At 29.8% G+C, this 23,286-nt stretch carries 26 protein-coding genes, 3 pseudogenes and 1 riboswitch; of the genes and pseudogenes, 14 read left to right on the forward strand and 15 right to left on the reverse strand.

Annotated features, from left to right (window positions below):
• Positions 1-17: 17 nt before the first annotated feature.
• Positions 18-1,437, forward strand: a pseudogene (gene pyk, locus AGR56_RS16875) (pyruvate kinase).
• A gap of 64 nt (positions 1,438-1,501) precedes the next feature.
• On the opposite strand, the gene AGR56_RS20465 reads toward pyk, so the two are convergent.
• Positions 1,502-1,675, reverse strand: coding sequence for a hypothetical protein (locus AGR56_RS20465; protein ID WP_157055796.1), 174 nt, complete (start codon positions 1,673-1,675; stop codon positions 1,502-1,504).
• Between the two features lie 57 nt (positions 1,676-1,732).
• On the reverse strand, positions 1,733-1,888 hold the full coding sequence (locus tag AGR56_RS20470) for a hypothetical protein (protein ID WP_157055797.1): 156 nt from the start codon (positions 1,886-1,888) through the stop codon (positions 1,733-1,735).
• Between the two features lie 148 nt (positions 1,889-2,036).
• Between AGR56_RS20470 and AGR56_RS20920 the strand changes: the two genes are divergently transcribed.
• Positions 2,037-2,207: a hypothetical protein gene (locus AGR56_RS20920; RefSeq protein WP_198150071.1), complete on the forward strand. Its 171-nt coding sequence runs from the start codon at positions 2,037-2,039 to the stop codon at positions 2,205-2,207.
• A gap of 67 nt (positions 2,208-2,274) precedes the next feature.
• Here the strand turns inward: AGR56_RS20920 and AGR56_RS16880 are convergent, their stop codons facing one another.
• Positions 2,275-2,691, reverse strand: coding sequence for an HNH endonuclease (locus AGR56_RS16880; RefSeq protein ID WP_053243184.1), 417 nt, complete (start codon positions 2,689-2,691; stop codon positions 2,275-2,277).
• Positions 2,692-3,047: 356 nt separating this feature from the next.
• On the opposite strand from AGR56_RS16880, the gene AGR56_RS16885 reads away from it, so the two are divergent.
• Entirely contained in the window at positions 3,048-3,443 is a 396-nt protein-coding gene (locus AGR56_RS16885) for a DUF2000 domain-containing protein (protein WP_053243185.1), read from the forward strand.
• Positions 3,444-3,493: 50 nt separating this feature from the next.
• On the opposite strand, the gene AGR56_RS16890 is transcribed toward AGR56_RS16885, so the two are convergent.
• From AGR56_RS16890 to AGR56_RS16915, 8 genes are all read right to left on the reverse strand, one after another.
• On the reverse strand, positions 3,494-4,018 hold the full coding sequence (locus tag AGR56_RS16890; protein WP_053243186.1) for an EamA family transporter: 525 nt from the start codon (positions 4,016-4,018) through the stop codon (positions 3,494-3,496).
• A 217-nt stretch (positions 4,019-4,235) separates the two neighbouring features.
• Positions 4,236-4,412 carry an EamA family transporter gene (locus tag AGR56_RS19790; RefSeq protein ID WP_198150073.1) on the reverse strand — a complete coding sequence of 59 codons (177 nt, stop codon included), beginning with the start codon at positions 4,410-4,412 and terminating at the stop codon, positions 4,236-4,238.
• Positions 4,413-4,489: 77 nt separating this feature from the next.
• Positions 4,490-5,251: an AraC family transcriptional regulator gene (locus AGR56_RS16895; protein ID WP_053243187.1), complete on the reverse strand. Its 762-nt coding sequence runs from the start codon at positions 5,249-5,251 to the stop codon at positions 4,490-4,492.
• 26 nt (positions 5,252-5,277) lie between these two features.
• A complete protein-coding gene (locus AGR56_RS16900; protein WP_053243188.1) occupies positions 5,278-5,853 on the reverse strand; it encodes a hypothetical protein in 576 nt (191 codons plus the stop codon).
• Between the two features lie 14 nt (positions 5,854-5,867).
• Positions 5,868-6,692: a hypothetical protein gene (locus tag AGR56_RS16905; protein WP_053243189.1), complete on the reverse strand. Its 825-nt coding sequence runs from the start codon at positions 6,690-6,692 to the stop codon at positions 5,868-5,870.
• Between the two features lie 148 nt (positions 6,693-6,840).
• A complete protein-coding gene (locus AGR56_RS16910; RefSeq protein WP_242851518.1) occupies positions 6,841-7,398 on the reverse strand; it encodes a CBS domain-containing protein in 558 nt (185 codons plus the stop codon).
• 13 nt (positions 7,399-7,411) lie between these two features.
• Complete coding sequence (locus AGR56_RS22310) at positions 7,412-7,576, reverse strand: hypothetical protein (protein WP_242851519.1); 165 nt, start codon at positions 7,574-7,576, stop codon at positions 7,412-7,414.
• An 83-nt stretch (positions 7,577-7,659) separates the two neighbouring features.
• The gene (locus AGR56_RS16915; protein WP_053243190.1) at positions 7,660-8,136 is read right to left on the reverse strand and encodes a pyridoxamine 5'-phosphate oxidase family protein; all 477 of its coding nucleotides are present in this window, start codon (positions 8,134-8,136) and stop codon (positions 7,660-7,662) included.
• Between the two features lie 166 nt (positions 8,137-8,302).
• Here AGR56_RS16915 and AGR56_RS16920 point away from each other — a divergent pair, with 166 nt between their 5' ends.
• From AGR56_RS16920 to AGR56_RS16930, 4 genes are read left to right on the forward strand one after another with little or no spacing between them, the layout of a single operon-like run.
• A complete protein-coding gene (locus tag AGR56_RS16920; RefSeq protein WP_053243191.1) occupies positions 8,303-8,659 on the forward strand; it encodes a hypothetical protein in 357 nt (118 codons plus the stop codon).
• 17 nt (positions 8,660-8,676) lie between these two features.
• The gene (locus AGR56_RS20475; RefSeq protein WP_157055798.1) at positions 8,677-8,841 is read left to right on the forward strand and encodes a hypothetical protein; all 165 of its coding nucleotides are present in this window, start codon (positions 8,677-8,679) and stop codon (positions 8,839-8,841) included.
• A 17-nt stretch (positions 8,842-8,858) separates the two neighbouring features.
• A complete protein-coding gene (locus AGR56_RS16925) occupies positions 8,859-9,635 on the forward strand; it encodes a flagellar hook-basal body complex protein (RefSeq protein WP_053243192.1) in 777 nt (258 codons plus the stop codon).
• Between the two features lie 40 nt (positions 9,636-9,675).
• Positions 9,676-10,446, forward strand: a complete 771-nt coding sequence (locus AGR56_RS16930) for a flagellar hook-basal body complex protein (protein ID WP_053243193.1) — start codon at positions 9,676-9,678, stop codon at positions 10,444-10,446.
• Positions 10,447-10,531: 85 nt separating this feature from the next.
• Here AGR56_RS16930 and AGR56_RS16935 read toward each other — a convergent pair whose 3' ends face one another.
• Entirely contained in the window at positions 10,532-12,181 is a 1,650-nt protein-coding gene (locus AGR56_RS16935; RefSeq protein WP_053243194.1) for a putative manganese-dependent inorganic diphosphatase, read from the reverse strand.
• A 244-nt stretch (positions 12,182-12,425) separates the two neighbouring features.
• Between AGR56_RS16935 and AGR56_RS16940 the strand changes: the two are divergent.
• Positions 12,426-14,953, forward strand: a pseudogene (locus AGR56_RS16940) (calcium-translocating P-type ATPase, PMCA-type); the annotation flags it as partial.
• A gap of 40 nt (positions 14,954-14,993) precedes the next feature.
• On the opposite strand, the pseudogene AGR56_RS16945 reads toward AGR56_RS16940, so the two are convergent.
• Positions 14,994-15,414 (reverse strand): annotated as a pseudogene (locus AGR56_RS16945) (hypothetical protein).
• 235 nt (positions 15,415-15,649) lie between these two features.
• Between AGR56_RS16945 and AGR56_RS23060 the strand changes: the two are divergent.
• Both AGR56_RS23060 and AGR56_RS23065 read left to right on the forward strand, forming a co-directional pair.
• On the forward strand, positions 15,650-16,093 hold the full coding sequence (locus AGR56_RS23060) for a hypothetical protein (protein ID WP_347460509.1): 444 nt from the start codon (positions 15,650-15,652) through the stop codon (positions 16,091-16,093).
• Between the two features lie 325 nt (positions 16,094-16,418).
• Positions 16,419-17,942 carry an AAA family ATPase gene (locus AGR56_RS23065; RefSeq protein WP_347460510.1) on the forward strand — a complete coding sequence of 508 codons (1,524 nt, stop codon included), beginning with the start codon at positions 16,419-16,421 and terminating at the stop codon, positions 17,940-17,942.
• 481 nt (positions 17,943-18,423) lie between these two features.
• Here the strand turns inward: AGR56_RS23065 and coaW are convergent, their stop codons facing one another.
• The gene (gene coaW, locus AGR56_RS16955; protein ID WP_053243195.1) at positions 18,424-19,263 is read right to left on the reverse strand and encodes a type II pantothenate kinase; all 840 of its coding nucleotides are present in this window, start codon (positions 19,261-19,263) and stop codon (positions 18,424-18,426) included.
• Positions 19,264-19,718: 455 nt separating this feature from the next.
• Here coaW and AGR56_RS16960 point away from each other — a divergent pair, with 455 nt between their 5' ends.
• A complete protein-coding gene (locus tag AGR56_RS16960) occupies positions 19,719-20,234 on the forward strand; it encodes a ferritin family protein (protein WP_053243196.1) in 516 nt (171 codons plus the stop codon).
• Positions 20,235-20,361: 127 nt separating this feature from the next.
• On the opposite strand, the gene AGR56_RS16965 is transcribed toward AGR56_RS16960, so the two are convergent.
• Positions 20,362-20,688, reverse strand: coding sequence for a hypothetical protein (locus AGR56_RS16965; RefSeq protein ID WP_053243197.1), 327 nt, complete (start codon positions 20,686-20,688; stop codon positions 20,362-20,364).
• A gap of 335 nt (positions 20,689-21,023) precedes the next feature.
• A riboswitch (THF riboswitch) is annotated at positions 21,024-21,129 on the forward strand.
• Positions 21,130-21,196: 67 nt separating this feature from the next.
• Between AGR56_RS16965 and AGR56_RS16975 the strand changes: the two genes are divergently transcribed.
• The 3 genes from AGR56_RS16975 (at position 21,197) to AGR56_RS16985 (ending at position 23,238) form a co-directional block, all read left to right on the forward strand.
• The gene (locus AGR56_RS16975) at positions 21,197-21,796 is read left to right on the forward strand and encodes a folate family ECF transporter S component (RefSeq protein ID WP_053243199.1); all 600 of its coding nucleotides are present in this window, start codon (positions 21,197-21,199) and stop codon (positions 21,794-21,796) included.
• Positions 21,797-21,967: 171 nt separating this feature from the next.
• Positions 21,968-22,759 (forward strand): thymidylate synthase, encoded by a 792-nt coding sequence (locus AGR56_RS16980; RefSeq protein WP_053243200.1) that lies wholly within the window; start codon positions 21,968-21,970, stop codon positions 22,757-22,759.
• Positions 22,759-23,238 carry a dihydrofolate reductase gene (locus AGR56_RS16985; protein WP_053243201.1) on the forward strand — a complete coding sequence of 160 codons (480 nt, stop codon included), beginning with the start codon at positions 22,759-22,761 and terminating at the stop codon, positions 23,236-23,238. Before AGR56_RS16980 ends, AGR56_RS16985 begins: the two co-directional genes overlap by 1 nt.
• The last annotated feature ends 48 nt before the right edge of the window (positions 23,239-23,286 follow it).

Genomic DNA, 23,286 nt, shown 5'->3' on the forward strand with positions numbered 1-23,286 from the left:
TATACGAGGTGATTTGTATGCAAAAAACAAAAATGATTTTTACAATTGGTCCTGCAAGCGATAATAGAGAAACTTTAACAGCCTTAATGAACATTGGAATGAATGCAGCAAGATTAAATTTTTTCACATGGAACACATGAAAGTCACAAAAAAGTAATTGAGCTTATAAAGGAGTTAAGAAAAGATTTAAAAAAACATGTTGCTATTGTTATTGATATAAAGGGGCCTAAAATAAGAACTCATAATTTCAAAGGTGATTCTGCTGAAATTATAAAAGGAAATTCATTTACAATAATATGCGATAAAGAAATTCTAGGAGATTCAACAAAATGTTCTATTTCATATGAAGCTCTTTATAAAGAAGTGAAAAAAGGTGATACCATACTTGTTGATGATGGTTTACTTGGCTTTACAGTAAACTCTATAGAAGGCAAGTCTATTTTGTGTACTGCACAGGTAAATGGAACTATTTCAAATCATAAAGGTGTTAACGTGCCAAATGTTTCTATAGGTCTTCCAGCTGTCACTACAAAGGATGTTGATGATTTAAAATTTGCTTGTGAAATGAAAGCAGATATGGTAGCTGCATCTTTCATAAGAAAACCTGAAGATGTCATTGAAGTAAAAAATATTTTAAAAGAAAATGGCGGAGAAAATATAAAAGTAATACCTAAAATAGAAACTCAAGAAGGTGTAGACAATATAGATGCCATACTAAAAGAAGCGGATGGAATTATGGTTGCTAGAGGAGATATGGGCGTAGAAATCCCTATAGAAAATGTTCCTATAATTCAAAAAATGATAATAGATAAATGTAACAATGCTGGTAAAATAGTTATAACTGCTACACAAATGCTTGATTCTATGATTAGAAACCCTAGACCAACAAGAGCTGAGGCTTCAGATGTTGCTAATGCAATTTATGATGGTACAGATGCAGTAATGCTCAGCGGCGAAAGTGCAAGTGGTTCTTATCCTGTAGAAGCAGCAGCTACTATGTCAAAGATAGCTCAAAATGCCGAGAAACACATCAATTATAAAGAGGTTTTAAACAGACTTAGGGAAAGCTCACTTACTAATTTATCTAATGCAATAAGCCTTGCTACATGTACAACCGCAACAGAGCTAAATGCAGCAGCCATAATAACTGCAACTCAAAGCGGACTTACTGCTAGAATGGTTTCAAAATATAGACCAGGATGTCCTATTATAGCTGTTACACCACATGCAAAAGTTGCTCGAAGCTTAGCATTAAACTTTGGTGTTACAACTATATTATCTCCAAAAGTCACTTCCACAGATGAATTAATAGATACTTGTATCAAAAGAGCCCTTGAAGAAAATTTAGTAAAAAAAGGCGATGTAGTTGTAATAGCCGCAGGAATACCTATAATAAAATCTGGTTCAACAAATATGTTAAAAGTTCAAGTAATCTAAAAATCAACACTTATTTAAAATAAATCTAAAAATAAAAAAAGATTCATAAGTAAGCAATCTTTGCTTATGAATCTTTTTTTTCAATACTGTGAATTATATCCTTAACTAGCCTTTCTCTTTCAACAACGTTCTTGTTACCATTTTCTTTTTCATTGGATAAAAAATTTCTGTAACACCATAAACTCATCTTTATTGCCCATAACTCTTGGTCATCACAAATTATAATGTTTTCTTTCAAAATTACCACTCCCTTAAAGGAGTATTATCATTTATAACGTTTTTTAAACCTACTTGCTTAAGTTTTCTCTAATAGTGTCATTATATTTTTGTGATCATTTTTTGAATTAGCATATGTAGCCTGTGCCTTCATACTATTTGCTTCTATTGGTTCAGGCTTTGTTGTTTTTTTTGAAAATTCTTTAGTTGATTTTTTTCCAGTAGTATGTGACAAAACAATCATCTCCTTACAAATTATATTTGCCCCTTACTTGAAATTTTATTCTTAATTTTGTATAATGAGAGTTAATGTTGTTTTAAGATAATTGCCAAAAAAATTATCTTTCACAGCCTTTAACCTGTAATATGAGGAGGATATATTTATGGAAAAGACCATAGGTGATTTTTTATTTAAGGGTAAAAGTGATTCAATAAATGTATATAAAAATGGAGAACTTATAAAATCTCAAACAATTAATGGAATTTTATTTAAGGAAGAGTTTGAAAAAATTACTGAAAAATTAGCAAAAAGTCTAAAAGAAAAGGAAATATAAAAGGACTGCATCACAGTCTTTTATATTTCACTTTTATAACAAAGTCGTCTTAAGACTTATAAAAATTTTAGATTAAGTTATCAAGTTCGTTCCACGACTCATCATAATTATCATCTAGCATATAATCATAGTATAATTTACCGCCCATGATTCTTTTCACTATATCCTTTTTCTTATACCCTTCTTTATACAGTTTAAAGTCCCTTGTTATAAGCTTTGCCTGTCTTTTATTAATATGCAGAAGTTCCATAAAATCCTTTAACTTATAATAATCGTCAACTAAAATGCTTTCAACTTTCTTTTGCATTTCAATCTTATATTTTAAATCTATTTTTCTGTTTTTATGAGGCCCATTAACACCTCTATGATGCTCAGCGCACAAATATACATAATTAAGAGGGAAATCTAATCCACCCTGGCTTTTATAAACTATATGATGTCTTTCTCCTTCTTTATCGCATACCGCACATTTTTCTCCTTGCAATAGACCACTTCCTAAAAGCAAATTTTATAATTATATTTTACAACAAATAAATTATAATTTAAAGTTTTGCAGAATAAAAATAGCCATTATCATCTAAATTCTTAATAAGCAGAATACTATTGTTTCTTATAATCATAGCTTTGCAGAATTCCTTATATTTCTCATTATATGTCTCCTAGTTACATTATATGCAATAAAAAGCCATTTTATCTTTTGGGGTAATATTATCATTAGTTTTAAAATAAAGTATGTTTTTTATTATTATAGTGCAATTTTTTACTATATACAAGATTTCTATTAATCTACAATAACGAATAAGGAGGTCTTAATATTATGGTTTGTGAAAAAAATGTGTTATTGTAGTTGATAAAAACTTACCTTTGGGTCTTATAGCAAATACAGCTGCTATTTTAGGTTGTACACTTGGTAAATCTATTCCTAGCATTGTAGGAGATGATATTATTGATAGCGATAGCTTTATGCATAAGGGCGTAATAAACACTCCCTTGCCAATTCTTTCATCAACAAAAGATGAAATTAAAAAGCTCTATAAAAAAATAAATGAAAAGCACAGTGAGGATATTAGTGTAATAGATTTTAATGACATCGCTCAAAAATGTAAAAATTATGATGACTATACAGAAAAGCTATCATGTTTCAAAACTTCAGAATTAAATTACCTAGGAATATGTTTATATGGAAACCAAAAATCAGTTAATAGTTTGACAGGAAGCATGCCAACATTAAAATAATCACTGTTATAAAACAATGCTAAGCAACCATTTTGTTGCTTAGCATTGTTTTATAACATTTCCTTAATTTTTTTCCCAAACTTCAAAATATTCGTTATCCTATCATTTTCGTTTATAAAAACCCCTCCTATTATTAATATTCCTCCTACTATCATTAATGCATTGACTCTTTCATGCAAAACTATAATAGATGAAATTATTGTAATCATAGGAACAAAATATATATAATTTGCAGTTTTTACTGAACCAATTATAATTATTGCCTTATTCCACATTATAAAGCATAATATAGAAGCAAAAATTGAAAGATATAATATATTAAGCAGCATTTTTATACTTAAACTAGCTATCTTAAATAACGATATATCTGAAAAGCATAATGCAGGAAGCATAGTTAATACTCCATAAAAGAACATTTTTCTTACAACAAATATTTGGCTATACTTTTTGTTTACACTTTTAACAAGTATTGAATATATAGAAAACGATATCGCCGATATCATTGCTATAAAATCACCCTTCAAACTCAATCTTAATGCTTTTCCATTGTACATAACAATTAATATTCCTATCATTGCAACTAGAAATCCTAAAACTAAATTAACTGTTAATTTCTCATCTCGAGTTACAAAATGTGCAATTAATGCTGTAAATATAGGTATAGCTGTAACAATTAATCCTACATTAGATGCATAAGTATACTTTAACGCTAAATTTTCTGTCCAGTAATAAAGTGATACCCCTGTAATTCCAAGCAGAAAAAACAGTCCTTCCTCTTTAAAAGATAATACTTTAAAATTTTTTATGATAAATAAAAACCACTATAATAAGAGCTATAAAAAATCGATATATTAGTATTTCTTCTGGAGAAAGTCCTATTAAAAGCATCTTAGTAGATACGAAAGTTGTACCCCAAATCAATATTGTTAATATAGCTAGTACATGTCCTAAACCTTTGCCTTTAATCATTTATAAATACCTTCTTTCTTGTCTTACGTGGATAATTATAAATGATTTGCATAAATATTTATTGTAAAAAATTGCAGTTAACTTCTATATTCCATTGGGGTTACTCCAGTATATTCTTTAAAGTATTTAGTAAAATGACTTTGATCATAAAACCCACTTTCAATAGCCACATAAGCAAAATCTTCACTCGATCTAATAATTTTTTTAGCATAATTAATTCTAAGATTCATTATATATTTATGTGGAGATAATCCATACTGTTTTTCAAACTGTCTTATAAGTGAATATTTACTCACATTATTTATTTTTGTAAGATCATCTAATGTTATGTTATTTAAGTAATTATCATCTATATATTCCTTTACTTCTTTCAAGCTAAAATTTTTTAAAACACTTGCATTTTCCACATTTATGACTGGATAAATGTACTTTAAAAACATGGATTCCTTCTCTATATCTATGCTGCAACCTTCAAAATCATCTATAAATTTTGTAATATTTTTAAACGCTGATTCATTTAATTTCATGTATGAGAATCTTAAATCACTACCCTTTTTATTAAATGCTGTTTTAAATAAATTTTCACTTATGTAAATCATCTTAAAACTCCATTTTTTATAATTATGTGGAGTACATTTATGAACCATCTTTGCTGGAATTATAAGAATAGTATTTGATGCTATTTCATAGCTCTTATTATCAATTTTAGAGGTAGATGTCCCATTTTCAACAAAACCAATAGAAATTTCATTGTGAAAATGTGATTTATATGCATGTATCCTATTTTCACATCTTTTTATCTCAATTTTTTCGTTCATCAAATATCTTATTCCACTCATATTTAAGGCTCCCAAAAATAATTTATTTACATATTTAATTCATTTACTAACTCATTATAATTTTTTTCCGCCAAATTAACCTTACCTTTAAAATCATTCATATCACTTTTAAAGTTTTCACTGCTTTTTTCCAAATTATCTAAAGCTTTTAAAATAGCTTTTTTAAGCATTGGAATTACTTGTATTATTTTTTTTATTCCATAGACATACTCATCGTCATACAATCTAAAGCATTGGAATAAACCTGAAGTAAACCTACCCTCTGAAAATATAAAGATGTATCTGTCTGCCATTTCGTCAGATAAATCAACCTCAATTTTATGCCTGTATAATCTAAAAATGACACCATTATTTTCAATAAATACTGGAAATATTGTAGAGAAAAGAAATGCCACTTCGTCATTTGAACCATCCATTAAACCAATATGTGAAAAATCCATAACATTCATCTTATGTGTTATATCCTCTGTAAAAATAGAGTCATGTATTTGATTTCCAAGTTTTATTCTAAGTTTTTGTTCTTTCTCAGTAAGCAATCTATTATCAATTGTGCTAAATAAGTTTTCAAAATGTTTTCCTATTGTTGATATTTGCTGTGACATTGTATTCCTTCTTTCTATAAATCATTATATAAACTTTTCAATTTTTTTATAATTGTAAAAATTACGCTTATGATAAATGTTATAACTGATAATATAACAGCTATAAGTAGAAAACTTGTTATAAAAATATTATACCTCTCTATACTAAGTTTAGATATATCATTAAATATTCCTAAAATATTAAGCACAAATAATATGATAAATATAATAGCAAGTCCCCTTGAAGCTCCTTTTATGTCTGCACTGCTTAAAGATATATGAGACGATATGCATATAGCTAAAAATATAAATACATAAAAATACGGATTCTTTAAATTAGTAGTTGAAAATATAGTCTTTATTAATCCTAAATATGAATTTATAATTTCTTTAAATATTTCACTATTTAGTGTAGTCATATGAAAATTTACTATTATTATCTGAATAAACTTATTATAAGCATCTTTTATTAAAAATCGCATTAAAATAATTATAGATATAATACCTCCAAAAATAGGAGCAATTCCTATAAAAAAATTTCCCACTTCTTCATAAATACTTCTCGGATTATATGAATGATTTACATATCCAAGAACACCCCTTGAATCTGGCCTTTGAAGCAGCTTTATATCATTTATACGATGTCTAAATACAAGTGCAACAATTGCATGACTTAGTTCGTGTATTGGAACTCCAATAAAGGCTGTTACCATGACAGCTTTCATTCCAAAGCTTCTTTGAAAATTCTTAATTGAGCTGTTTCTAAGTATCCCAAGCAAAAAGCCAATTAAAATAATGACCCCTGTTAAATATACTGTTTCTATTACAGTTCTAATTAATACATCAATAAATAAGTTCATACCTCAAATTAATTCCTTTCTTTGTTAATTTATAAGCTTGTATGTTTTTTTATTATATCACATTATTAAAATTTACGTTATTTATAGCACTTCATAAAAAAATAGAGTGTACTATTTACAATACACTCTATCAATACAATATTTTACATTATTTCGTCGCAACATCCCAAGGAGTTATGAGTCCTAAAATTTTTTCTTTAACCTTCCCTGTTTGAGTAATAAAAATCAATGAAAGCCGCTTTTTTCCACTAAACTTTTTTTGAAAAATCTCTTCAATTTCTAATATTAATGTATCCTTGCTTACAAAAGAAAAAAATTCACTAACATGTTTATCAAGTGGAATAAATTCTTTAAATGCCTCTATTTTAGTATCTCTATTAATTGGCACTCCCTCATTAGCTACCATATATGAAAATACTGTACTTTCACTAAACACCCCAATTATAAAGTCATTCTCAATTACAGGAACATGAGTATAATTATTCTCCCTCATAACATTCATAACATCAAACGCAAATTCATCTGTGGTTACTGAATATATACTTTTACCCCTAACCGCAATAGTATCTAGCGCAACAGGAGGATTAAGCACCCTATCTCTTATTTCTTTATATTTATCTACAATCTTATCATGTGGTTCTGCAATAGGATCTATTTCTCTATTATAAGGATTGTGAATTATTGAATTTCTAAGCTTTGCAAACAACATTAAATCATCCTTATTTTTGCAAACACTTTATTTTTTTAGACATTCTCTTTACTAAATCAGTATGTCCTATTCTATCATCTTCATCAAGGTATTCCCTCATATACCTATCTAACTCATTGTATATTACAATAAATTTTTCTGCATTTGATTTAATACTGTAATTTACATTACCCATGTTACATATTTAGCGAGAAAGTGTCTTATATTAGCTAAAAACACACACTTCACTAAATACTCACCTCCTTCCTCTTGTCATCACTATCTGTTGCCTATATGCGCCTTCCCATGTATTTCAGAAACCTCTAGTTTAAACACCGAAACAGCATTTACTGCATTTTCATCAAACTCAAATTTTTCTTTATCGCTATATTGTTTCATTAAATAAGTTAATGCTTCTCGTTTTTCTGACTCATTTAAAATTTCAACTATTCCATTTCCACATACACTTTCATATTCCATAGTTGAATTGCAGTCTTTTTCACCTAATAATAGTTTATGCGAACAATTCATTTCAAAACCAACTTTATTATTCTTTTTTATTAATTCTAATTTCTTTCCAGCCTTAGCTCCATGGAAATACAATGTTATTTTATTCTCTACAAAATTCACTCCAAAATTTAGTGGTACAATATACGGATATTCCTCATCAAATAAAGCTAAACTGCATACATCACACTTTTTTATAATTGTTACAATTTCCTTCAGATTCATAATTTCTCTATCTTTTCTTCTCATATCGTACGCTCCTTTACATTGTTTAATTAATCATAAGTTAATGATCATACTCCATTTATGAAAATCTTCCAATATACATAATTATATCAGAAAATTTTCAAATTTATCGCTAAATAAAATTAATTAACTATCAAAGGAATATCTCCTAATTCAGAAGATTATAATTTTGAAATTTGGTGAATTAAGGAAGGAATTTGGAGAAACAATATTTGAATTACAGAAAGAAATAGAAAGCTTAAAGGAAGAAATTGAGTCAATAAAAAAGTTAAATTTAAAAACTAAGGAAAAAAATTTTACTGACGATAATATAAATAAAAGTAACCATGAAATACATAAAAAAATAGATGTTGTGGTAGACAATAATATCACAGATGAAGATAATGATATGGGTGAGGAAGAAAACTTAAAAGCTAAAGAGATAAAAAAGCTTATGAAAGATGGATTATCAACAGATGAAATATCTCAGAGACTTAATATTGGTAAGGGGGAAGTTCTATTAATTCAAAAGTTATATATAAAATAAAAGAAGTTTTTAATTTTTTGTTTGATAGAAAAGTTTTACTTGGCATTGGTATTGGCATGGTTTTTGCAACAATTGCAATGTATAATATAAATTCAGGTCATACTATGTCAAAGGGTGAAATTGAAGAAAAAGCTTATCATTATGGTATGAAATATCCTAACGACATGAAAGTTATTAAGTAAATGGAGGTAGAGAATTTATGGTAAGAGCATTTTATACAGCTATTAGCGGCATGATGACACAGGAAGCTAAACAGGAAGTTATAAGTAATAATCTTGCTAATATTGATACTGTTGGCTTTAAAGGTGACAACTTATATTCGAGATCCTTTGATGATGTGTACGTTCAAAATTATTCTAGTATAAAAAACGGTGTTCCAACTAGAACAGTATTGGGTAAATTAAATCTTGGGCAGCAGACAGATAATACTATTACTGATTTTACTGGTGGAGAAATAGAAGGTACTGACAGCAGCACAGATTTTGCAATAGAAGGAAGAGGTTTTTTTACAGTATATAGAGGCGGTGTTGGTGGAAAAAACTATTATACTAGGGATGGTCATTTTCATGTAAATATGAATGGATATCTTGTTAATGATTCCGGAGATTATGTTATGGGAAAAAACGTTAATACGGGAGCTGACGAGCCTATAAAAGTAGGTCAAGGTACACTGGGTTCAGATAACTATGGAAACATAACCATAAATGGAAAAGCGGCATATAAATTAGATTTAGTGGATTTTAATGATTATAATTCTCTTAAAAAAATTGGGGATAATTTATACGATGGACAAAATCCTATTCAAAATGCTCAGGTATTTGTGCGAAATAAAGCACTTGAAAAGTCAAACGTCAATCCACTAACAAGCATGACCGATATGATGGCTACTATGAGAGTATTTGAAAGTGATCAAAAAGTAGTTAAAAATATAGATGAAACTGTAGAAAAAGCAGTTAATGATATTGGAAAAGTGTGATTAAAATACCATATTTTAATTTTTAATGAGGTGAACTTTTATGTTTAGAATAATGTGGAATGGTACAAGCGGTATGTATGCAGAACAGGAGAAGCTTGATGCTATAGCTAATAATTTAGCTAATTCAAGTACAGTAGGGTATAAAAGTCAATCTGTTTCTTTTAGTGATTTAGTTTATGAAACCATTAATGGAAGGGAATATCCAGTTTCAAATGGCAATGATCCAATTAATGGAACCGGAGTTAAAGCAAATGATTGGATGAGAGATAATACTCAAGGAACTCCTTCTGAAACAGATAAAAAAACGGATTTTGCTATTGTTGGTGATGGTTATTTTAGAGTTACAAGACCAGATGGTTCAAAAGCATATGAGCGAAATGGTCAGTTTTCTGTTGATGGTAATGGAAGAATTGTTGATTCCAGCGGAAATATTTTAGATATACAGTATAAGGTTAATCCTAATTCTGTACAATTTTCAGATAGCAATATTGTCTTAGCTGAAAATGGTGAAATAGGAATAAGAATTAATGAAAATCAAATTGAGGATGTTGGAAAAGTTAACTTATATAATGTAGTTGGTGATGATTCTATGACTTCTATAGGTGATAACCTATTCTCCCCTAAAAATGGAGCTCAAGTTTCTGTAGTGGGAAATTCACAAATTAAGCAGGGATTTGTTGAAGAGTCAAATGTAGATATGGTTACAGAACTTACGGGCATGATAGTGGCACAAAGGGCATATGAATTTTCGTCAAAAAGCTTAAAAACAGCAGATGAAATGTGGCAGCTTGTAAATAGTCTGAGTAAATAAAAGTAATACTATGTTTTAAATATGTTTAAAATGAGGGAGTTTATTTTAAACTTAGCCAAAAATAAAAAGCACTAAAAGTGCTTTTTTATTTTTCATTTAAAGCTTCTATAGTTGAAGTTAAAGGTGGTATTACTTGCTTCTTTCTTGAAAGTACTCCAGGAAGATATGCACTGTCTTCTTTAAGTGCTACGTTAAAGGCTTTAGCTACAACGTCCTTGTGGCTACCAGCTGCTAGGGCAAGGGAAGCTTCTTTTAATATATCAGTGAGAAGTAAAAGAAGTACATCAAATTGCTCATCATTAGCTTTTTTATTCATATATTCAAACATTTCTTTTCTATACTTTTCAAAACCTTCAAGATCCATTGTACTTACCTGAGATACACCCACTTTTTTACCAGCTATTTTGAATATTTTATAGTCTTGATTGAAAATTTCTTCAACAGTTTTTCCATCAAGAGATGTTCCTGCTTTAAACATTTCACTTGCATACTTTTCTGCATCTATGTTAGCAATTTCACATAATCTTTTTAAAATCTCTCTGTCAACAGGAGTTGTCGTTGGAGATTTAAAAAGAAGAGTATCTGATATAATAGCAGAAGCCATTAGACCAGCCGCTTTTTTAGATGGTCTTATTCCATTTTCAAAGAATATAGATGCAATTATAGTAGATGAACAACCTACAGGTTGATTTCTAAAGTAGATAGGATTTCCTGTTTGCATTCCACCTATTCTGTGATGGTCAATGATTTCTAATATTTCAGCATCTTGAAGTCCATCTATCGCTTGAGACATTTCGTTATGATCTACAAGTATGACTTTCTTTTTGTGTTGTGAAATTAAATGATATCTTGATATAGAACCAACTACTTTTTCGTCAGCATCAATTACAGGATAACTCCTATATCTTGTTTTTAGCATTACATCTTTTATATCTTCAACAAGATCTGAAGTCCTAAAATAAACAATGTCCTTTGATTGCATTACATAACCTATTGGTATACTTTGAACTATTAATCTTGAAGCTGTAAAGCTATCATATGGTGTAGAGATTATTGATACCTTTGAGTCTTTTGCTTTTTTCAATATTTCATCGCTTACAGTATGATTTCCTGCAATAATCATAAGAGATGCTTTTGAATCTATAATTGTAGTTTGAGCATCTTTTCTATCACCGCAAATTACAATGTCGCCTTCTTCAATATGTTCTTCAGCACTGCTTGGTTGCATTGCTACTACTAATATTTTTCCAGGAAATTTAGGATCTTTTTCACTTAAATATATTGTTTTAGCAGCAAGAGTATCGATTATATTTTCAACTTTTGTATTGCTTTTTGCTAAGATATTATTGTCCCATATATCCATATATGTTGAAGTAAGGTTGGATACAGAAGCTATCCCCTTTAACTTTCCATCATCATCAACTATCGGCAAAGTTTTTACATTGTACTTTTTCATAATTGACCATGCCATTTTTAAAGATATTTCAGATGAGATAGGAGCAGTATTGTCAAAGTCGAGATCTGAAACACTACATTTTAAAGTTGGCATTAATTCAGGTGCAGTAACACCAAAATAATCTAAAGCAAACTGAGTTTCTCTGCTAACTTCTCCAAGTCGTATAGGTATGGCAGTAGTTGATCCAATTCTGTTCTTAAATTCTGCATAAGCTAAAGCTGAACATATTGAATCCGTATCTGGATTTTTATGTCCAGTTACGTAAATAACGTCTTTCATTTTTTACACATCCTTTCGTTTGAACATCAAAAACTTTTAAGCAGACTGTTTTAAAAGGTTCAGCCAGCATTAAAAGTTGTTTATCTTTAGTATGTATTTATTTTATAATCTTAAGGAGGAAATGTAAAGGGTAAAAGCGGTATTTCTGCATAAAATGGATATGTACAAGCATAGATTATAGATATAGAGTGAAAAAATTAATTAATTTAGCTTAGGCGGAATAAAGTGGGAAGGTGATAAGGTGATAAATGAGAATGAATTAATTAGTGGACTTAGGGAAGAAGAAGTTGAGAAAAGGAGAAAAAAGTATGGTTTAAATACTATACAAAAAAGAAAAAAAATTTCACCTGTTAAGATATTTTTGTCTCAATTTAATGATTTTATTATATGGGTTTTAATTGCCGCAACTATAATATCGGGACTTATGGGTGAAAAAGGAGATACTGTAACTATATTAATAATAGTATTTATGAATGCTATTTTAGGTTTTGTACAGGAGTTTAAAACAGAAAAATCATTAGAGGCACTTAAACAAATGGCAGCTCCTACATCAAAAGTAATAAGGGATAAAATAATAAAGATAATACCTGCAGAAGAACTTGTGCCAGGTGATCTTGTGCTTATAGAAAGTGGCGATAGAGTACCAGCGGACTGCATAATAGCAGATGGATCAAATCTTGTTGTGGACGAGTCACTTTTAACAGGAGAATCCGTTGGAGTATATAAAAATGATAAGTATAGTAGTATTTATATGGGAACTATAGTACTTACAGGTAAGGCACGTGCAAGAGTAGAATCAACGGGTATGAGTACTGAAATGGGAAAAATAGCAAATATGCTTGAAAATATTGATGATGAAAAAACACCTTTAAAGCAAAAGCTTGCCTCACTCGGCAAAATACTAGTGGTTGCATGTATACTTATTTGTGTAATTGTCACTGCTTTAGGAATAATGCGAGGGCAGGACAAATATCAGATGTTTTTAGTAGGAGTAAGCTTGGCTGTAGCGGCTATACCTGAAGGTTTACCAGCAATAGTTACTGTTGCGCTTGCACTTGGTGTATCTAGAATGCTTAAAAGGAATGCATTAGTTAGGAGGCTTCCAGCAGTTGAAACACTTGGTTGTACATCTGTTATATGCAGTGATAAAACAGGGACTTTAACTCAAAATAAGATGACAGTCAAAGAAATATATCTTAATGATAGAACATATGAAAGAAACATTTATACTGGAAGTGAATTTGAATTACTTAGAAGAAGTTTTGTATATTGTAATGATTGCGACTACGATTTTAATAAAAAAAGTATGGATGAATGTCTTTTTGGTGATCCAACAGAGACAGCACTAATAAGAGCCTTTTTTGATAATGGTAAAGAACTTAAAGATTATCTTTCAAAGGAAAAAAGATTAGGAGAGATACCATTTGATTCAAAGAGAAAAATGATGTCCATCATAAGCAGAAGTTCTCATGGAGTATGCTGTTATGTAAAGGGTGCACCTGAGAGAATCATAGAAAGATGCAAATATATTTATATTAATGGAAAGGTTCAATTATTTACTTCGGATTATAAGATAAGAGTTAATAGACAAGTTGAAAGTATGTCAAGAAAAGCGTTAAGGTGCATTGCTGGGGCCTATAAAGAGCATGACATAGGCGAAAACCAAAGAGAAAAAAATTTGATTTTCATTGGAGTTGCAGGGATGATAGATCCACCAAGGCCGGAAGTTAAAAATGCAGTTATAGAATGTAAAAAAGCCGGAATAACTCCAGTTATGATTACAGGGGATCATAAAAACACAGCTTTTGCTATAGGAAAGGAACTTGGTATATGTTCAGACATATCTGAAATTATGGGTGGAGACGAACTTGAAAGAATAAGCGATGAGAACTTGACTAAAGCCGTAAATAAAATAAAGATATTTGCAAGAGTTAGCCCGGAACATAAATTAAAAATAGTTAGAGCTTTTAAAAGAAATGACAAAATTGTAGCAATGACTGGAGATGGAGTAAACGATGCACCAGCTGTAAAAGAAGCTGATATTGGGGTTTCTATGGGTATTTCAGGAACAGATGTAACTAAAGAGGCATCTGCTATGATTTTGCTTGATGATAATTTTGCTACAATTATATCAGCTGTTGAAGAGGGGAGAGTTATATATAACAATATAAGAAAATTTATAAGATATCTTCTTTCGTGTAATTTAGGAGAAGTTTTAACTATGTTTTATCATCATTATTTTACCTAGATACGCCACTTTTACCTATACAGATTTTACTAGTTAATTTAGCTACGGATGGCCTTCCAGCTATGGCATTAGGAGTTGATCCTCCTGATAAAGATATAATGCTTCAAAGTCCAAGAGATAAAAAAGAAGGTATTTTTTCCAGAGGATTAAGTGAAAAGATTATAGTAAGAGGATGCCTTATTGGTATATGCACGGTCTTTTCTTTTATAATTGGAATGTATTTTGGGCTTGATTTAAAGAGCAGCAGAACTGTTGCCCTTGGAACTTTAATTATGTCACAGCTCATACATGTTTTTGAATGCAGATCGGAAAACCATTCAATTTTTGAAATAAAGCTTTTTACTAATTTATATTTAGTGGGTGCAGTAGCAATTTCAATAGCTATGCTTGTATCAGTTATATATATTCCGTTCTTTCAAGGCATTTTTCATACGGAGCCGTTAGGAATGTTTGAATGGTTAATTGTTATATTTTTCTCTGGATTTATTTCGCTTGTTAATAGTGTATACCTTTATTTTAATAAAAAAATAGATATTATAAAAAATAGAGCCCTTATATGGAGCTCTATTTCATTCTTCTTACTTTCCTTATGGTTTTAACTTCACCAGAATTTGCATCTATATGTACTAAGTCTTTTTTGGTGCTTAAGTTTCGTATGTTCATTATCTGTATAAATTCTTTTTTATCGCCCTTTTTACCTGAAGTACTTTTTAGACCTTGAACTATAACTAAATTACCTTGGTTTAAAGTCATAAACTCAGGTTTTTTAAACCATCTGTTTCTTTTATAAATACATCTTACTATGTTTCTACTTCTATCAGGTTTTACTAAAACAGTTGCAGTTAATTTATGAAAAATCCATAATACAGCTTTTTGTTCAACCTTTACAGAAATTATATTACCCTGTACTTGAGTTAATCTATCACCATTTTTTTTTCATAAAACTATCTGCGTAATACTTTTGCATTTTTTCTTTAAAACTCATTTTAAAAACTCCTTTTACATAAATATTTAAATATTATTTCATATTTGAAGAAGCTCAATTGCTACAATCTTAAGTATAATAGGAAAATTTACATATTATCTTGTTTATTATAGCATAGGTAAATCCATTTGTGAACGATAGATAATATTAAAAATAAAAAAAGTTCCTAAAATGAGCTTTTAAGAATATTAATATATAGAGACAATTTATGTGTTAAGTAGGGGAGGTATATTATATGTATAGAAAATTGGTTCCTGAAGATATAATTTATAATGCTAAATACAATGAAGATACACCTTATGATGAAGAGAAATGTTCCAATAAGGATAATGAATTTTATAACAATATAAAAAAGGGACTTAATATAAATAAGATTGGATACAATATTTATATTGTAGATAAATTTAGTGAACATAAACTTGAGGGTATCATAAATTATGTAAATGAGGTCTTAATAGATAAACATAAACCGTATGATATATGCTATATTACCTTTGATAATTCAAAAAACGTTGAAGGTATGATAGTTCCAAATGGATATGGTAATAAATTTTATGAATATTTAAATATGATAAAGAAATTATATATTAAGTTAACCTATAAGTTTTATAATGACTCAGACGATATGGAACATAATAAAATAATAGAAAATGTTCAAAAAAGAAAAACTACATTTTAAATGAAATAATAAGTGAATCGGAAAAGCAAGGCTTTCAATTTAAAGTTACTGAGGGAGGATTTAATTTTATTCCGCTTAAGGATGGAGCTGGAATGACTGAAAAAGAATATGATACATTGAGTCTTGATGACAAGGAAATAATACTTGATAAAATAAAAGAGCTTAAGAAAAAACCAATATTGCATTTGATAAACTTAAGGAAATAGAAACTGATGAAATAAGTAAGCTTAAAAAATATTTCGAAAATTATCTCATAAATGAATCCGAAGGTACTAAGATCAAGTTTTTTCCTGAATTTAAAGAATCTAAAGAGATAATAGATAAATTGAATAAAATATGTGAGAAAATAGAGAAGGAATTAGTTGAAAATTATAGCATGAATTATGAGAATGATGAGGCTAAAATATTAAATGCAATATCAAAATACTATATAAATGTCATTGTTGACAATAATAAAAATGAAACTCCTCCAATAATTTATGAAGATGACCCAAATCTAGAAAATCTTATTGGAAGTATTAAATATGAGAATCACAACGGAACTTATGTAACAGATATAAGTCTTATAAAGGCAGGGGCTATTTTGAAAGCTAATGGTGGATGCCTCATAATACGTGTGAATAATTTACTTTCATATAATGCATCTTACTATTATTTAAAAAAGATACTTTTGAATGGAAAGGTTAAGCTTAATTATAATCGTGGATATGCTGAAGCGGTAAGTCTAAATGGAATAGTTCCCGAGCCAATTGGTGTTAATCTTAAGGTTATTTTGATAGGCGATTATGATTCTTACAGCTTGATGTATAATTATGACAGAGATTTTAAGGACATATTTAAAATAAAAGCAGAATATAATCCGATTTTTCCAATAGAAAGTGAAATTCAAAATACTGTAATTAAAACTTTAAATAGTTTTTGTGAAGGTAATAAATTAAAAGAACTTTCAGTGCCAGCTTATAAAGAAATAAAAAAATATATGTCTAGAATGGCTGAAAGTAATAGAAAGTACTATATTGATACTGATGATATATTTAACATACTTACTCTCTCGAACTTAGAGGCTTGTGAGGAGAGAGGAGAAGAAATAACTGAAGATAATGTTAGAAAAGTTATTTATAGCGAAGATTTAATTGAAAAAAGAATAATGGAGAGCTACAAAGATAAGAAAATGCTTATAGAGGTTAGTGGTAAAAAAATTGGTCAAATTAATGGACTATCTGTAATTGACTTAGGATATTCAACCTTTGGAAAACCAATGAAAATAACCTGTAATTGTTATAAAGGTGATGGAAATATAATTGATGTTAATAAGGAAAACAATTTGAGTGGCAACATTCACTGTAAATCTATAAGTATACTGAAAGGTTTTATAAATAAAACATTTGGTATTTATAGTAAAATTCCAATTGACTTTCATTTATCTTTTGAGCAGCTTTATGGAAAACTTGATGGCGATAGTGCATCTGTGGCAGAAACGGTATGCATGCTTTCAGCACTTTCTAAAATACCTATAAAACAAAATATAGCAGTGACAGGATCAATTAATCAATTTGGTGAAGCTCAGCCTATAGGAGGGGTTAATTACAAAATTGAGGGCTTTTATAAGGTATGCAGCATATATGATGACAATGTGGAACATGGAGTTTTAATACCGGAAGCTAATATAGATAATATCGTATTAAACGATGAGGTTGAAGGAGCTATATTAAATAACAAGTTTTCAGTTTATTCTATGGATAGTATTAGCGATGCAGTTAATGTACTTATGGATGTGGAATGGGAAGATATGATAAGAGCAGCTAAAAGTGAGCTTAAAAAGTATGTAACTAAAAGAGAAAAGCACTGATTATTATTTGGAGTTTTACCTGTAGTTTAAAAATACTGAGAAGTAATAGTGAATTTTTTTCGCCTGAAAAGAAGGCGAAAAAAAGCTAAAGGTGAAGGGTTTTAACTTGCACTGCTCGTTAAAAAGGTGAACTTTTTTACCTTTAGTAAAAAAGTTAATGATGATTTTCCTCCGTTTTTCTATGGAAAAATCTTTAATTTAAATTAATAATTTTTCCGCAGCAAAGCGGAAGACGTAGGTACGGAGGAATTTTTTCCTTGCACTACCGTGGGAGCGAAGTAATACTGCTGAAGGAACGATTTAAAAAAATTCTAATAAATCTTGGTAAAAAAATCATAAAATACTTAGATATTTTAATTTGTTTGACCGATAGGAAGTTATTGAAATATCTTAGGATTTTATGATTTTTTACCTTAGATTTATAGAATTTTTTTAATGTTGCAAAGCAATATTACTTCGCAATATTTTTAAACTATGAAAGTTAAATTTCATTAAATTCAATTCCTTGATTATACATTATAGCAGCACCCACGGCTGTTGCAAATTGAGCATTTAAAGGAGTATAAATCTTTATATGAAACATGTCTTCCACTGCTTTTATTATACCCTTGGACTGAGGGACATCAGTTAAGTTGCCTGTAAGTACAACATCAGCTATTCCATATATTTTAGTTGAAAATACCGCCATAACTCCAATTGTTTGAAATACAAGATTAATAATACCAAGAGCAATATCTCCCTTAGATGCTAAATCACTTATCTTTCCAAAGTTTGAAGCAGTGGCATAAACAGGCAATTCTGATGAACTTTCATTAATTAAGTCTCCTATATTTAAGTCTACATTTGATAAATTACCATCCTTAGCAGTTTTAATAATATCATTAAAATCACGTACATTCAGCATTATATTAGAGAGACCCAAAAGTGTTCCTCCTCCTACTCCTGTACCTCCTATATGTTCAACCCCATTTTCATCTGCCATTACAAAAGTAGTTCCTGTTCCCATACTCACAATTATCGATTTATCAAGTTTACTTAAAAACAACCCTCCTCTTCCTATAGCATCAAATTCATCTACCTTTCCTGTAGGTATACCATGAATTCTTTCTTTTAAATGAGAAGAACCAATTCCAGTTATCATAATCCTTTCAATATCAGAAATGTTAAGCTTATTAACACTTATAAATCTTCCGAAAGCTCCATAAATACATGAAATAGGATCACTTGCTTTTACAAACATTGGACTAAACATTTCACCTTTATCAAAACCTACTATTTTAGTAGTACTTATTCCTGCATCAATACCAATAACCTTAGACAATTAACATTCTCCTTTCAGCAGTTTGTAGTACATATAGTTTGTCTAAAAGAATAACAATCACCTCTATAGTTTGAGATGGAATTCCTTTATCCTTATTAACTTGATAAAACATATCTTAATATCCGCCCAAACCCCGCGATTCTTGCTTAGTTATAGCTATTAATATTTTGTGTTGCCAAGACAGCAATTTCTTGAGGTTCTAGAAGGATAATGGGCTGCCGCCCAAACCCCGCGATTCTTGTTTAGTTGTAGCTATTAATATTTTGTGTTGCCAAGACAGCAATTTCTTGAGGTTCTAGAAGGATAATGGGCTGCCGCCCAAACCCCGCGTATGATTATTATATAATAATTTTACTGTTTATACTATATACCTAACAATTTATAATAAAATTATTTAACATTTTTACAATTACTTTCATATTATGAATCGTAATACATTTTTATGGAGGAAACTTATGAATTGTTTTTATCAATGTCCTTTTGCTTTTAATGCTGGATATGATGATATGTATAGAAATGAAATGCCAATGGCAGCAGATCCATATACCTATCCTCAAAACCTTCCAGGTGCTCTAAAGTCAATTCAAAATGCCGTAAGCGGTGAAAGAGAGGATGAGCTCTTCTATGATTATTTAATAAAAGTAGCTCCAAATCAAGAAGCTAAAAATATAATAACAGGAATAAGAAATGATGAAAGAAAACATAATAGCATGTTTAGAAAAATATACTCTCAGCTAACTGGCAAACCTATACAAACTATGCCTGACTTAACTTTTGAAAAACCAAAATCCTATTGCGATGGCATAAAAAAAGCCTTAATGGGAGAATTAAATGCCGTAAGAAACTACAGAATGATTCTCTTTGCAATGCAAAAAAGAGTTCATATTAACATGATTACTGAAATAATAACAGATGAACTTAGGCATGCTTCCCTTTACAATTATCTGTATGCTTCTGGTTGCATTAAGTAATTGTGCTAGTATTGAACAATATCAATAACATAGAATCAGAACACGCCACCAGACGGAAAAATAAAAAAACCTGCCCCTGTTAGGGCAACAGCTTAACGTTTAGCATTATAATCAAAATTCAGATTTTTTATTCTCGTCTCAAAATTTCCTTTGGTGGCTCTATTTCATTTGCTATCGTATGTTCAGTAAGTTCCGATAAAAGCTTAAGCTTTTGATTTACAATCGGCCGCATACAATTTGGCAGATGCTCCTGATGTGCCCTGTGGATTGCAACACATTCTTTACAATTCCCATGATATCGACAAGCCTTTTTGCATGAACAATGATCTTTTTCTTTATATTCCTCTCGAAATTGCGATGCAAATTCTTCCTGCAATTTCAAACCTTCTGTTCTGTTTCCTTTATAAAAAGCTTTCATAGCCTCTTTTTCTTTTAAATTACCATCGATAACCATTATAATTTTACCCCTTCAAATTTCTGTTTGTCCTCATTCTATCATTCATAATGAAGCAATGTCAATATTCTAGAACATTAAGCAAAACCAACAAACCTAAGATAAATATAATCAAAATCCTAAGAGTTTTCAATAACTCACTAATGCTTAAACAACTGAAATTTTTAAGTCTTTTTATTATATTTTTCTAAAATTTTCAATATTTTATTAAAACTATTTTTAATACTATTACTTCACTAAGTTTTAAGATATTTAACACTAATATACATAACATGACATTATATTGCTTGTCTTGATTTTTATATATTAATATTATATAATTAGTTAAAATACATGGCAGAGTAGGTAGTTGTGGGTTACGTGCCTGAAAGACGGGGAGTTGCTTTCGGGACGAAAAACCAAGTAGTATGGTTTGCCGTACAATTACCGCATCCCGCTGCTGCATATCGGAGTTCTTACCTTCTTTATGTGGCTGTATGAATATGCCATATTTTAAGGAGGTATTTTTATGGAAAAACCGGCTCTCTCAATCTTTACATTGAAATATTGGGTTACATCATCTTCAGAACTAAAAAAATTACGTACTCTTACTTTTGCAGGTATAACAATAGCACTTAGTATTGTACTTAATTCCTTTTATATCCCTGTAGGAGAAAACCTTCATATTTCATTTGTATTTTTAGTACTTTCTCTTGGTGCTTTAATTTTCGGGCCCGTTACTGGTTTATTTGTTGGCGCAATTTATGATATATTAGGTTTTGTAATTCATCCTTCCGGAACTTTTTTTCCAGGATATACGTTATCTACAATGCTTGAATTCTTCATTTATGGACTCTTTTTGTATCGCAGTCGTATTACAATTTTAAGAGTTTTTCTTGCAAAATTTATCGTGAATTATGGTATTCATGTAGGTCTCGGTTGCCTTTGGAGCAAATTTCTATTTAACAAAGGTTATCTTTACTTTTTTACAACAAGCATTATTAAAAACACTATTATGCTGCCAATAGAAGTTATCCTACTGGTTTTACTGCTTCAACTTTTGATCCCAGCACTCACACACATGGGCATTGTACAAAAGCAAAACTCTAGGCACATACCATTTATATAATCATACGCGGGGTTTGGGCATTGCCCATTATCCTTCTATAATTATAAAAAGTCTCTCTCCCAGCAACATAAAATACTGAAGATAATTACTAACTAATAACACGGGGTTTGGGCATCATCCCATTATCCTTCTACAATTATAAAAAATATTTATCAATTGGAGGAACTTAAAATGAATATAGCCGATAATCAATATCTAGATATAGTTGAAAGTATATTAAAGAACGGATACTATAGTCAAAATAGAACTGGAATAGCTACATATAAACTTCCTCATCAAACTATGCAATTTGATTTATCTGAAGCTTTTCCAATACTAACAACAAAATTCGTTGCTTTTAAAACAGCCGTTAAAGAACTTCTTTGGATATATAAAGATCAATCGAATGATGTAAAAAGATTGCAGGCTCAAAATGTTCATATATGGGATGAATGGATGCGAGATGACGGAACCATCGGAAAGGCCTATGGATATCAAGTAGCAAAATTTAAACAAATTGATAAATTGATTAACACATTAAAAACTGATCCGCAAAATAGAAGAATGATAATATCTCTTTGGAACATAGAAGATTTACCAGATATGGCTTTAGAGCCTTGCTGCTACGAAACACTTTGGGATGTTACAGACAACAAACTCAACTGTATGCTTGTTCAAAGAAGTGGAGATTTTCCTCTTGGTGTTCCATTCAATATGTGCCAATATGCTGTTCTAGTTCATCTTATTGCACAAGTAACAGGGTTTAAACCTGGAATATTTACTCATATTATAAATAATGCTCATATTTATGAAAATCAAGTAGAAGGCATGAAACTTCAGCTCACTCGAAAAGATGCAGCTTATGATGCTCCCAAGCTCTGGATAAACCCTAAAATAAAAGACTTTTACAGCTTTACAATAAACGACATAAAACTTATAGATTATAAGCATCATGATAAAATAAATATGGAGGTGGCTGTGTAATGCTAAGTATAATTGCAGCCCTTAATGAAAACCTCGTTATTGGCAAAGATAACAAACTTCCGTGGCATATACCTGAGGACTTAAAAAGATTCAAAAAATTAACCACAGGCAAAACAATTATAATGGGCCGAAAAACTTTTGAATCTTTACCTGTAATTCTTCCAAATAGAAAGCATATAATCATAACAGGAAATATGGACTATAATTATGACAATGATAATGTAGAAATAGTTCATAATATAGATGAGATTCTCAAATATGAAGATTGCAAAGATGAGGTTTTTATTATAGGTGGCGGAAAGATATATGAAGAATTTTTGCCACACTGCAAAAAATTATATCTTACAAAAGTACATTTAAAACAAAGCGGAGATACTTACTTTCCTAAATTTAATATGAGCGATTACAAAATACTTAAAAATGAAAAACACGAAGCAGACGGCATTACATACACTTTTTTAACTTTAAGTGCTGTATAACTTTATGCAGGTGATTCTAACTAATATAATCTAAAATCACCTGCATTA

The sequence above is a fragment of the Clostridium sp. DMHC 10 genome (assembly GCF_001270375.1).
GTDB classification, from domain to species: Bacteria; Bacillota; Clostridia; order Clostridiales; family Clostridiaceae; genus Clostridium_S; species Clostridium_S guangxiense.